The organism is Gelidibacter sediminis (assembly GCF_004364975.1).
Lineage (GTDB): Bacteria > Bacteroidota > Bacteroidia > Flavobacteriales > Flavobacteriaceae > Gelidibacter > Gelidibacter sediminis.
Window position 1 is genome coordinate 1,074,660 of record NZ_SOBW01000008.1, and the last position, 11,732, is coordinate 1,086,391.

12 protein-coding genes are annotated in these 11,732 nt (G+C 35.9%); 7 read left to right on the forward strand and 5 right to left on the reverse strand.

From position 1 onward, the window contains the following. Positions 1-186 precede the first annotated feature (186 nt). Positions 187-1,557 carry an alanine/glycine:cation symporter family protein gene (locus BXY82_RS11430; protein ID WP_133758314.1) on the reverse strand — a complete coding sequence of 457 codons (1,371 nt, stop codon included), beginning with the start codon at positions 1,555-1,557 and terminating at the stop codon, positions 187-189. A gap of 143 nt (positions 1,558-1,700) precedes the next feature. Between BXY82_RS11430 and BXY82_RS11435 the strand changes: the two genes are divergently transcribed. Continuing rightward, a complete protein-coding gene (locus BXY82_RS11435; RefSeq protein ID WP_133758315.1) occupies positions 1,701-2,825 on the forward strand; it encodes a heparan-alpha-glucosaminide N-acetyltransferase domain-containing protein in 1,125 nt (374 codons plus the stop codon). Here the strand turns inward: BXY82_RS11435 and BXY82_RS11440 are convergent. The 3 genes from BXY82_RS11440 to BXY82_RS11450 all read right to left on the reverse strand — a co-directional run bounded on the left by BXY82_RS11440 (position 2,822) and on the right by BXY82_RS11450 (position 5,546). Next, positions 2,822-3,775, reverse strand: coding sequence for a phosphoribosylaminoimidazolesuccinocarboxamide synthase (locus BXY82_RS11440; protein WP_133758316.1), 954 nt, complete (start codon positions 3,773-3,775; stop codon positions 2,822-2,824). The two genes, BXY82_RS11435 and BXY82_RS11440, sit on opposite strands and share 4 nt — an antisense overlap. Positions 3,776-3,889: 114 nt before the next feature. Then, positions 3,890-4,396: a hypothetical protein gene (locus tag BXY82_RS11445; RefSeq protein WP_133758317.1), complete on the reverse strand. Its 507-nt coding sequence runs from the start codon at positions 4,394-4,396 to the stop codon at positions 3,890-3,892. Between the two features lie 193 nt (positions 4,397-4,589). After that, positions 4,590-5,546: a PhoH family protein gene (locus BXY82_RS11450; protein WP_133758318.1), complete on the reverse strand. Its 957-nt coding sequence runs from the start codon at positions 5,544-5,546 to the stop codon at positions 4,590-4,592. Between the two features lie 210 nt (positions 5,547-5,756). Here BXY82_RS11450 and BXY82_RS11455 point away from each other — a divergent pair, with 210 nt between their 5' ends. From BXY82_RS11455 to dnaN, 6 genes are all read left to right on the forward strand, one after another. Then, entirely contained in the window at positions 5,757-6,590 is an 834-nt protein-coding gene (locus BXY82_RS11455) for an SAM hydrolase/SAM-dependent halogenase family protein (RefSeq protein ID WP_133758319.1), read from the forward strand. Between the two features lie 143 nt (positions 6,591-6,733). Further along, on the forward strand, positions 6,734-7,030 hold the full coding sequence (locus BXY82_RS11465; RefSeq protein ID WP_133758321.1) for a putative quinol monooxygenase: 297 nt from the start codon (positions 6,734-6,736) through the stop codon (positions 7,028-7,030). A gap of 16 nt (positions 7,031-7,046) precedes the next feature. Then, the gene (gene gldF / locus BXY82_RS11470; protein WP_133758322.1) at positions 7,047-7,757 is read left to right on the forward strand and encodes a gliding motility-associated ABC transporter permease subunit GldF; all 711 of its coding nucleotides are present in this window, start codon (positions 7,047-7,049) and stop codon (positions 7,755-7,757) included. A gap of 1 nt (position 7,758) precedes the next feature. After that, on the forward strand, positions 7,759-8,253 hold the full coding sequence (locus BXY82_RS11475; protein WP_133758323.1) for a hypothetical protein: 495 nt from the start codon (positions 7,759-7,761) through the stop codon (positions 8,251-8,253). After that, complete coding sequence (gene gldG, locus BXY82_RS11480) at positions 8,240-9,910, forward strand: gliding motility-associated ABC transporter substrate-binding protein GldG (RefSeq protein WP_133758324.1); 1,671 nt, start codon at positions 8,240-8,242, stop codon at positions 9,908-9,910. Before BXY82_RS11475 ends, gldG begins: the two co-directional genes overlap by 14 nt. 266 nt (positions 9,911-10,176) lie before the next feature. Then, entirely contained in the window at positions 10,177-11,295 is a 1,119-nt protein-coding gene (dnaN, locus tag BXY82_RS11485; RefSeq protein WP_133758325.1) for a DNA polymerase III subunit beta, read from the forward strand. 68 nt (positions 11,296-11,363) lie between these two features. Here the strand turns inward: dnaN and BXY82_RS11490 are convergent, their stop codons facing one another. Next, entirely contained in the window at positions 11,364-11,702 is a 339-nt protein-coding gene (locus tag BXY82_RS11490; RefSeq protein WP_133758657.1) for a DUF4870 domain-containing protein, read from the reverse strand. Positions 11,703-11,732: the final 30 nt, after the last annotated feature.

Here is an 11,732-nt window from a genome sequence, read left to right on the forward strand (position 1 = left end):
AACGTATGGCCCGTTTCTCAAAAATATCAAATAATTTTTAAATTAGGTTAAACTTGATCAATACCTAAACTATTTCCAACTTTTTAAATTTAGGGGTCACATAAAGAGTTTTTAAGCTGATCATATTCCTTATAAAATCGTTCCTATTATTTTTATATTCATAGAACATAGAATTTTTTCTAGAGTTTACAAATTGATCCGTTTAGCGTAGGCTTTCATTTCCTTTATTACCTTAGGTGCTAAAATGATGGTTGCCGTCATTGTAGGAATGGCCATTAAGGCAAACGTTCCATCTATCAAATTGAGCATCATACTTAAAGGTGTAATTGCACCAAGAATGATACTTGCGATATAAAAATAATTATAGTAATGCTTGTTATGCGCTCCAAATAAAAAGGACATGCATTTTGTACCATAATAAGAATAGGTAAACAACGATGATATGCTAAAGGTAGCTATACATAATAACAACAAGTAGTTGCCATACACAGGAATAGCATCATTAAATGCTGCGGCCGTTAAACTTACGCCATTAACTTCGCTTGTTTGCCAAACTCCGGTAACCAAGATGGCTAACGCTGTTAAAGTACACACCACGAGTGTGTCTATTGCCGGGCCCAACATGGCTACCAAACCTTCACGTACAGGTTCGTTAGTCTTAGATGCACCATGAGCCATTGGTGCGGTCCCAATCCCAGCTTCATTAGAAAATGCACCACGCCTAACACCTAATAAAATTAATCCGCCAACAAGACCTCCTAAAAAAGAATCGCCGTTATAGTATTCTCCAGCAAACGCATCGGTGAACATGAGGGCCAAATAACGTGGTACTTCGTCAAGGTATACCCCCAATATGATCAAAACTAGGGCAAAATATAGCACTACCATACTTGGTACCAATTTAGATGCTGTTTTACTAATTCTGTCCAATCCACCCAAAATAACCACTGCTGTTATTGCCACAAGAATGACTCCTATAATAATATTTGAGGTAGTGCTTACTTCCACCCCATTAGGTTCCAATAGAATAAAATTAATGGCTTGTTTAAGTTGATTGACGTTAAAAACTGGTAAAGCACCTATAAGTCCGCAAATACTAAAAAACACCGCTAATGGTTTCCATGATTTGCCTAAACCTTCCATAATAAAATACATAGGCCCACCTTGAATATCTCCATTACTATCTTTACCTCTATACATAATAGCCAAGGTGCAGGTAAAAAATTTAGTTGACATGCCCACAATGGCACTCATCCACATCCAAAACATTGCTCCCGGCCCACCAATGTGAATTGCTACAGCCACCCCAGCTATATTCCCCATTCCGATAGTGGAGGCCAAAGCAGTAGAAAGTGCCTGAAAATGTGTGATTTCACCTGGAGCATTAGGGTCATCGTACTTACCTCTTAAAACATTTAGGGCATGAAAAAAATAACGAAAAGGCAAAAATCCGGAGCGTCCCAATAAATATAGGCCTCCTCCAATTAGTAATATCAATAAGGGTAAACCCCAAGCATAATCAGCATAGGTTTGAAAGATTGTATCTAAAGTCTCCATTCGTAAAATTTGGTTAGCGATTTTAAAGATATAGTTTTCACCTTAGAAATTTTAAGAATGTTATATAAAAAATCTCGTTTACACTTAAAAGTTATTAATTTTGGATTTTAACATTATCTTTACATTTACTAGCCATAACCTCATTGAAAGCAAACCGACTTTATTTTATTGACGCTGTAAGAGCGTTTGCCATTTTAATGATGCTTCAAGGCCACTTTGTAGATACACTTCTTAACCCCATTTACAGAGATGACTCCTACACAGCGTATACTGTTTGGTCTTATTTTAGAGGCATCACTGCCCCTACATTTTTTACTATTTCAGGATTGGTTTTTCTGTATTTACTATTAAAAGCTCACGCTAAAGGAAGTGACAAACAACGTTTACGGAAAGGTGCTACGCGTGGCGTGATGTTAATTGGCATTGGATATGCGCTGAGAATCCCGTTTTTTTCTTGGTTAAAAGGTGATTTTGATACCTATTTTTTGGTCATTGACGTCCTTCAATGTATCGGATTATCATTACTAATGCTCATTGGCCTCTATCTTCTCTGCAGAAGAAACAGCACTATTCTCTCTATTTTGCTCTTTATAATAGGTTGCGTCATATTTGTTACTGAGCCACTCTACCGAACGTTGACCTTAGAGAATGTGCCGCTGGTTTTTGCCAATTATTTGAGCAAAAGCAATGGCAGCGTGTTTACAATTCTGCCGTGGTTTGGCTATGTGGCCTTTGGCGGGTTCTTAGCGACCTTGTTTTTTAAGTATTCGCAACGAAAATATTTTAAACAGATTACGGTATCTGCCTTTTTTGTTTTGAGCATTCTATTGCTGTTTTATTCAACACAAATTCTGCAACAATTGTTTCGAATTACAAACATTGAATTGTTTGAAAGAGCGGCTAACTATAATTATCTATTCTTGAGATTGGGGAATGTGCTCTTGTATTTCGCCTTCTTTTACTTTCTGGAACGTTTTATGAAGCAATCCATCGTGACTAGAATTGGCGAAACAACGCTTAATATTTATGTGGTCCATTTTATCATCATCTACGGAAGTTTTACAGGAATTGGCTTAAAGCATTTCTACTATAAATCCTTAGAACCTTGGGAAGCAGTTTTTGGTGCGCTCGCCTTTATAGTGGCAGTCTGTATTATTGTTTTCCATATTGGAAAAACCAACGCTTTTATTTACAAATACCTCAGAAAATTATTGCACCTCATTAAGCCAATAGACAAAAACACCAAAGAAACTGACGAAGAGTTCTAATGGTACTCAGATAAAAAACGCTCCACATTTGCTAGGATGCGTGCCTGTATTTGGCTCACATCTGCCTTTACGAAATCCTCACCCATAATATTCTCATAGAGTTCAATATACCTGTCAGAAACAGTTTCAATGTAGGCATCTGTCATTTCAGGAACTTTCTGGCCCTCTAAACCTTGAAAACCGTTAGTTATGAGCCACTGTCGTACAAATTCTTTAGACAACTGTTTTTGCTCCACCCCTTTGTCTTGACGATCTTCATACCCGTCGGCATAAAAATAACGTGAAGAATCTGGGGTATGTATTTCATCAATCAATACAATTTTACCTTCTTTGGTTTTTCCAAATTCGTATTTGGTATCTACCAAAATCAACCCTCTACTCGCCGCAATTTCTGACCCACGTTGAAAAAGTTTTCGTGTATAGTCTTCTAGAATCACATAATCTGCTTCGCTAACAATACCGCGTTGTAATATATCCTCTCTAGAAATATCTTCATCATGATCTCCCATTTCAGCCTTAGTAGCGGGAGTAATTATAGGCTCCGGAAACTTGTCATTTTCTTTCATGCCTTCTGGAAGTGTCACGCCACATAACATGCGTTTGCCCGCTTTGTATTCTCGTGCAGCATGCCCCGACATATACCCACGTATAACCATTTCAACTTTAAAGGGTTCGCATAAATGCCCCACAGCAACGTTGGGATCTGGGGTAGCAATCAACCAATTAGGTACCAAATCTTCCGTTTGACCCATAAATTTGGTCGCAATTTGATTGAGAATCTGTCCTTTATACGGAATACCTTTGGGCATAACCACATCAAAAGCGCTTAACCTATCTGTAGCAATCATGACCAACAAATTATCATTGATATTATAAACTTCTCTGACCTTGCCTTTGTAAAGTCCTTTCTGTCCTGGAAAATTAAAGTTGGTGTCTATAATAGTATTCATATTGGTCAAGTTTTAGCGAATTAATATCCCACAAAAATAAGGGTAATGGTCTTTAGAATGCAAAAAAAAAGAGCAGTAAAAACTGCTCTTCTAAAATGTATTAATGTGGACTGTTTAAAATCTTAAATTATATGTTGCTCCAATTCCTAAAATTCTAATGTCTACATCATGTTCTGCAAAGGTGTTTTGGTAGTATGCAAAAATGTTCCAATCGTCATTATGATAGCCAATTTGAGGGTTCACATAAAGCCCTCCTTCATTGTTGTCAACATTTACCAACAATCCGTACCCAAAATCTGTTCCAATAAACAAACCTTTCTTTTGGAAGTAGTATCTTGCAAAACCAGCTGCTGGAACAATACCAAAATCGTCTATCCCCTCTTTACCAAACACATGACTATAACCGGTTGCGAGACCAATACCAAAATTAGGAGTTACCAAAAATTGCCCCTTTACATCCAAGCCGAGAGAAAACGACGCATAGTCATTAGCGTCACTCACCGGTAAGCCTGTATTCATCCCAATCTTTAACCATGAGTTATTTGAAGTAATGTCATCAACTTCCTGTGCAAAAGTTGTGCCTACAACAAGCAATGCTACCACTAAAATAAGCTTCTTCATATTTCTAAAAAATTTTTAAGTTAATAAAACTCAACAGTCAAAAGCTGTACCAATATTGAGTTTAGAAACCTGTTGGAATCAATTAAAAACATAAAAGACTGATAGTTAATATTTATAATAAAATTAATGCCTTGTCAGGCCTGTCAGTATGGATTTCATGACACATGAAAAAAATCATAGATTAGAGGCCAATTTATAATTCATGATTCTCAATACTTTTATAAGCTTCAATAATCTTTCTGACCAATTTATGACGAATGACATCGGTTTCGTCTAAAAAGATGATTCCTACACCTTCTACATTCTTCAAAATTAATAGTGCTTCTTTTAATCCGGAGGTGGTACGTCTTGGCAAATCTATCTGTCCTGGATCGCCGGTCAATAAAAATTTTGCATTTTTACCCATTCGGGTCAAAAACATTTTCATTTGATTGTGCGTTGTATTCTGACCTTCATCCAGTATGACAAAAGCGTTATCTAAGGTACGCCCACGCATAAAGGCCAATGGCGCTATTTGGATGGTTCCGTTTTCAATAAATTGCGCCAACTTTTCAGCAGGAATCATATCTCTCAGCGCATCATAAAGCGGCTGCATGTACGGATCTAATTTTTCCTTTAAATCGCCTGGTAGAAAACCTAAGTTCTCCCCTGCTTCCACCGCAGGTCGTGTAAGGATGATTCTTTTAACTTCTTTATTCTTCAATGCCTTTACCGCCAAAGCAACCCCAGTATAGGTCTTACCAGTTCCGGCCGGTCCAATGGCAAACACCATATCATGTTTGCGCATGCTCTCCACCAATTTACGTTGATTGACTGTTTGGGCTTTTATCACCTTACCACCGACACCGTGAAGAATTGCCTCGCCACTTTTGTCAGATGTGGCATAATCTTCACTGCTTTCACTTGTCAAAACATTCTCAATAGCATTTTCATCTATCTTATTGTATTTGGCGTAATGTTTAAAAAGCATGGTCATGCGCTTGTCAAATTCTTCCAATAAATCTTCATCACCATAGGCTTTTAACTTATTGCCTCTCGCAACGATTTTTATTTTTGGGAAATATTTTTTAAGTAGTTCAATATTAACGTTATGTGGTCCAAAAAAATCTTTTGGAGCAATTTCTTCTAATTCTATGATAAGTTCGTTCAAAAGCTATCGGATTTAATATATTAATCTCTTAAGTTTTATTAGTTTTGTGTGGGTAAAAAAAGTCTCAAAATTTTCACGCTACCATACAAATCTAACTGAAAATTTTATATATGTTTTATCAAAACATAGAATAAATTGATTTTTTTTAAACAAACATAATTTAATGGCAACACCGTAGAAAACAACCTAAAGCAGAATTTTTAAAAGTACATGGCAATCATCACATTAACTACTGATTTTGGAGAAAAAGACCACTTTGTTGGCGCTATAAAAGGATCTATTTATAGTGAGTTGGAAGATGTAAAGATTGTAGATATCTCTCATGATATCTCGCCCTTTAACGTATTGGAAGCAGCTTACATTATTCAAAATGCCTATAGTAGTTTTCCAAAAGGTTCTATTCATTTGATAGGAATTGACTCTGAGCTAAACCCCGAAAACAAACATATTGCGGTTAAATTAAACGATCATTACTTTATATGCGCCAACAATGGCATTATGAGTATGATTTGTAATGAAATTACACCTGAAAAGATTGTAGAAATTAATATCCATGACAAAATTGAAACTAATTTTCCTGTTTTAGACGTGTTTGTCAGGGTAGCCTGCCATATTGCTCGTGGGGGAACCTTAGAAGTTGTAGGCAAAGTGATTTCGGAAATTAAACCAATAAAACATTTGAATCCTTTTGTTAACGATGATCAGTCTCAAATTATTGGCAGCGTTATATATATTGACAATTATGGCAATGTAGTAACTAATATTCGTCGTAAATTTTTTGAACAGACCCAAAAAGGACGTTCTTTTGAAATTTCAGCAAGGAATTATAAGTTTAAGGAAATCTATAAAAAGTACAGTGATATTGTTAATTTCGATATCCCAGAAGAAGAACGCCAGGATGAAGGTCGTGGATTGGTTGTATTTAGCTCATCAGACTATTTAGAGATTGCCATTTATAAAAGTGATAGAGCTACGGTTGGTAGCGCATCAAGTTTAATGGGCTTACAAATGCGAGATACGGTAACGGTGAATTTTTCGAATTGATTGAAGTTGGCTATGGTTGATTGCTCATTGTTGATTGCTGATTGCTGATTGCTGATTGCTGATTGCTGAAAATTTAAGTTTAAAGACTGAAAATGGACAGAAGAATGAAGACTGAAAACTGAAAACATACTAAACTATAAACAATGTTTGTACGAATTGTAAAAATGAGTTTTGAACCGTCAAAAATCGATGCATTTTTAGCGTATTTTGCCACTAAAAAAGAGCTTATTAGAGGTTTTGAAGGGTGTAGATTTTTAGAGCTTTACAGAGATAAAACAAATGCAAATATATTTTTTACCTATAGCTATTGGGAAAAGGAATCAGATTTGGAAAATTATAGACAGTCTGAGCTGTTTAAGAATGTATGGGCCACCACAAAAAAAATGTTTAATGACAAAGCAGAAGCTTGGAGCGTAAACAAATTAGTAACACTTAAATAATTTACAACATTAATACATGTTTGCAATATTTAAAAAAGAAATCAATGCGTTTTTTGCATCTCCAATAGGTTACTTGGTAATTGCATTGTTTTTAGTACTCAACGGACTTTTTCTGTGGCTTTTTAAAGGCGATTTTAATATTTTGGAAAGTGGTTTTGCTGAATTGACACCATTTTTCCTTTTGGCACCTTGGATTCTTATTTTCTTGGTTCCTGCAGTTACCATGCGCAGTTTTTCCGATGAAAAGAAACAAGGAACCTTAGAGCTTTTGGTTACCAAACCCTTATCTCACCTTCAAATTGTAATGGGTAAGTATTTAGCCGCATTAATACTCATCATATTTGCATTGCTGCCAACCCTGCTTTACATCGTGGCATTAGACAATTTAAAAATGAGTGCCAATGTTTTAGACTATGGGAGTATTATTGGTTCTTACCTCGGATTGATCTTTTTAGTGGCCGCTTATACCGCTATCGGCCTTTTTGCCTCAACCCTATCTGACAATCAAATTGTGGCGTTTTTAAGTGCTGTATTTCTTTGTTTCTTCTTTTATTTCGGTTTTGAAGGCCTTTCCAATTTGAGTTCTTGGCCCATAGAATCATTAGGGATGGAAGCACACTTTAACAGCATCAGTAGAGGTGTTTTGGACACTAGAGATTTAATTTATTTTATTAGTATTTCAATATTTTTTATTGCCTTGACCCAACTCAACATTCAAAAAAAATAATATGATCATTACGCCATTACTTGTTGTTTTTTCAGTTATCGTATTTACCCTGACTTTTCTATTTGTTAATACAATAGATGACCGAAAATGGATTACAATTCCACTAAGCATTATTTTAACCCCATTTATTTACTTCTATGCGTTTTATCCTATGTTAAATATTTTCAGCAGCTATCATCATGAAAAATATTTTGACTCTGAACTATGGCATAAAAATCCGTCGTTTCGCTATGAAATGTATGATAATATCATTGAAACAGACACGTTGATTGGTATTTCAAAACCAAAAATAAAAGAACTTTTAGGAACCTATGAATGGTTGTCTTGGGATGAAACATTAGATGCCCACAATGAGAATCGTTGGAATTATGGAATTGGTATTCTACCCGGGGCATTCAATAGTCAATCTGAAGCAATGGAGATTGTATTCGATAATGACACAGTACGTCAAATAAACACCTATAAAATTACCCTTAAAACGGATGCTAAAAAATAAATCCACTCTTTTCAAAATTATAGTCCTTCTAATTGCTTTAATCTCATTAAATTGGGTTGGGGGTTACATATACAAACGATTTGATTTGACGCAAAACAAACGTTATACCCTCTCTCAATCTGCTTTAGCTACTGTCAAGGATGTTAAATCGCCATTAATTGTGGATGTGTTTTTAGAAGGTAACTTTCCGTCTGAATTTAGACGTTTAAGAAATGAAACCGAGCAGTTGCTGGAGGAGTTTGCAATAGACAATGATCATATTATCTTTAACTTCATTAATCCGTTGGCAGATGAAAAGTCACGCAATGCCAACATCGAGCAATTGGTAGAACGCGGATTAGAACCTTTACAATTGAGTGTCAACGCCAATGGGAAGACCTCTCAAGAATTGATATTTCCATGGGCTTTGGCCAGTTATAACGACCAAACGGTTAAAATCCCATTAATAAAGAATAAAATTGGCGCTTCACAACAAGAACTTGTAACAAATTCCATTCAGCATTTGGAATATGCCTTTGCGGAAGGATTCCAAAAATTGGTCACCCCAAAAAGTAAAAAGATTGCCATATTAAAAGGTAATGGCCAATTAGGAGATGTTTATTTGGCAGATATTCTTCAAACTATAAAAGAACATTATTTTATTGCACCTTTTACTTTAGATAGTGTAGCTACAAATGCAGTAGGCACTTTGAGCAAGCTTAAGACGTTTGATTTGATTATTTCTGCAAAGCCTACTCAGGCATTTTCTGAAGAAGAGAAATTGGTTTTGGACCAATATACCATGAATGGTGGCAAGAGTTTATGGCTCACCGAAAGCATTCTGATGGATAAAGACAGTCTTTACAATGACGAAGGCCGAGGCATTGCGATGCGAAATGAACTTAATCTTAATGATTTCTTCTTCTCTTATGGGGTGCGTATCAATCCGGTAATGGTTAGTGATTTATACTCAGCACCAATAACCATAGCCATTGGTGAAGGTAGTAATGCACAATTTCAACCCTTAAAATGGCCCTATTCGCCATTAGCTGCCGGAAACCCTGAGCACCCTATTACAAGTAATTTGAACTTGGTAAAATTCGATTTTGCGAGTCAAATAGACACTTTAGTAAGCAGCACCCAAAAAACCATCCTCTTACAAAGTTCTAAACTTTCAAAATTAGAAGGTGTGCCCAAGGAAATTTCTTTAGAAATTGTGACGGAAGATCAAGACCCAACCACTTTCACCAAAGGACCGCAAACCTTAGCCGTGCTATTGGAAGGCGAATTTACATCAGCCTACAAAAACCGGATTAAACCTTTCAATAATTCTACTCACAAAGACAGTAGTCCAATTACCAAAATGATTGTGATTGCCGATGGTGATATTATCAAAAATGATGTTATTAAAAACAAACCGCAAGAGTTAGGCTTTGACCGTTGGACCGGACAAAGCTTTGGTAATAAGGAATTTTTAATCAATTCCGTCAATTACCTCTTAAACGACGATGGCTTGTTGGATGTCAGAACTAAAGATATCAATATTGCATTTTTAGATCCTGAAACTACGATTGAGACTAAAACGCAATGGCAGATCATCACCATTGCCCTGCCACTGGTAATTCTAGTCATATTTGGCGTTTTATTTAACTTTATCAGACGTAAAAAATACGCTTAATATAGCTCCCAAATCCTGATTTATAGCTTCCGATTGTATTGCCTAAAATTCGCATTTAGTATTGCGAATTTTAAATCTTTCCTAGCTAAAATTTACGATCGTGACGGCGACTTTTAGTTGCCCTTGCATAAAATAAAGAAAAGCCTGTAATAAGCTTAACATATACACAAACTGTTAATAAAATTGTATAAGTTAGGTCTAGGAGTATCACATTAAACAAATATATTTGCTTTGTCTAATATCTAACATACAAAATAAACACATACATGAAGTTTATCGTATCAAGTACCTATTTACTCAAACAATTGCAAGTGTTGGGAGGGGTCATAAATAACTCAAATACCTTACCTATCCTAGATAATTTCTTGTTTGAACTTAATGATTCTAAACTTACCGTTTCTGCAAGTGATTTAGAGACTACAATGTCTTCAATTATTGATGTTGAAAGTACAAGTGTAGGAAGCATTGCATTGCCTGCACGTTTGTTATTGGACACTCTTAAGACGTTTCCTGAGCAACCTCTTACTTTTGTTGTAGAAGATAACAATACTGTTGAAATTAGCTCTAACCACGGTAAATATGCCTTGGCGTATGTTGACGGTAACGAATTCCCAAAAGCAGTTGCGCTAGAAAACCCAAGCACCACCATGGTTATGGGAGATATTCTTGCCACCGCCATTAGCAAAACTATCTTTGCTGCGGGAAATGACGATTTACGCCCTGTAATGAGCGGTGTATTCTTTCAGTTTTCTACTGAAGGCCTCACGTTTGTGGCCACTGATGCGCATAAATTAGTAAAATATACTCGTGAAGATGTGACTGCCAATCAGGTTGCTGAATTTATAATGCCAAAGAAACCTTTAAATCTTCTAAAAGGAATTTTAGCAGGTAATGAGGAAGCTGTGACAATTGAATACAATGACTCTAATGCCAAATTTACTTTTGAAAACTCCGTATTGGTATGTCGCTTAATTGACGGAAAATATCCTAACTACGAGGCGGTAATTCCAAAAGAAAATCCAAATAAACTGACTATAGACAGAAACCAATTCTTGAACTCTGTTAAACGTGTGAGCATTTTCTCTAACAAAACAACGCATCAAATCCGTTTGAAAATTGCTGGTGCTGAATTGAATATTTCTGCTGAAGATATTGATTACAGTAACAAAGCTGAAGAACGTTTAACTTGTGATTACCAAGGTGATGATATGCAAATTGGGTTCAACTCCCGTTTCTTGACAGAAATGTTGAACAATCTTGGTGCTAGTGAGGTGCAACTTGAAATGAGTTTACCAAACCGTGCTGGAATCTTAACCCCCATTGATGGATTAGATGAGGGTGAGCGCGTGACCATGTTAGTGATGCCGGTGATGTTAAATAATTAAAACAAACTTTTCTATATAAAAAACGCCTACTGTAAAAAGTAGGCGTTTTTGCTTTATCTCATGATTGTTTAACTAATAAAATTAAAAGATAAAGGGTATTTTGGTATTTCGCCATTGCTCGCTTTTATGGCATTTATAACAGGAATTACGATGGCTATAATTCCTAATACGATAAATCCCACTAAGCCAATCCCACAAAATAAAATAAGTGGCACGCAAATGATACAATACACTATTAAGCTTAATTGAAAATTGATAATGTTTTTACCATGCTCTTCCATCTGATACACTTTCTCCTTTTGTGTGAGCCAAATGATTAAGGGCAGAATTAAACTTCCAAAACCTATGACTAAGGTTACCAGTTGGCTTAAATGTGTAATGACGATTAATTGTCTGTCTTCTCTCATGTTGATTTGATTGTTGATGATTGATGTACT

Excerpts from the sequence above, each read along its gene's own strand:
- BXY82_RS11440 (WP_133758316.1), bottom strand. The coding sequence starts at position 3,775 with ATGAATACTATTATAGACACCAACTTTAATTTTCCAGGACAGAAAGGA.
- gldF (WP_133758322.1), top strand. The coding sequence starts at position 7,047 with ATGTTTGCAATATTTAAAAAAGAAATCAATGCGTTTTTTGCATCTCCA.
- BXY82_RS11445 (WP_133758317.1), bottom strand. The coding sequence starts at position 4,396 with ATGAAGAAGCTTATTTTAGTGGTAGCATTGCTTGTTGTAGGCACAACT.
- gldG (WP_133758324.1), top strand. The coding sequence starts at position 8,240 with ATGCTAAAAAATAAATCCACTCTTTTCAAAATTATAGTCCTTCTAATT.
- dnaN (WP_133758325.1), top strand. The coding sequence starts at position 10,177 with ATGAAGTTTATCGTATCAAGTACCTATTTACTCAAACAATTGCAAGTG.
- BXY82_RS11465 (WP_133758321.1), top strand. The coding sequence starts at position 6,734 with ATGTTTGTACGAATTGTAAAAATGAGTTTTGAACCGTCAAAAATCGAT.
- BXY82_RS11430 (WP_133758314.1), bottom strand. The coding sequence starts at position 1,557 with ATGGAGACTTTAGATACAATCTTTCAAACCTATGCTGATTATGCTTGG.
- BXY82_RS11475 (WP_133758323.1), top strand. The coding sequence starts at position 7,759 with ATGATCATTACGCCATTACTTGTTGTTTTTTCAGTTATCGTATTTACC.
- BXY82_RS11490 (WP_133758657.1), bottom strand. The coding sequence starts at position 11,702 with ATGAGAGAAGACAGACAATTAATCGTCATTACACATTTAAGCCAACTG.
- BXY82_RS11455 (WP_133758319.1), top strand. The coding sequence starts at position 5,757 with ATGGCAATCATCACATTAACTACTGATTTTGGAGAAAAAGACCACTTT.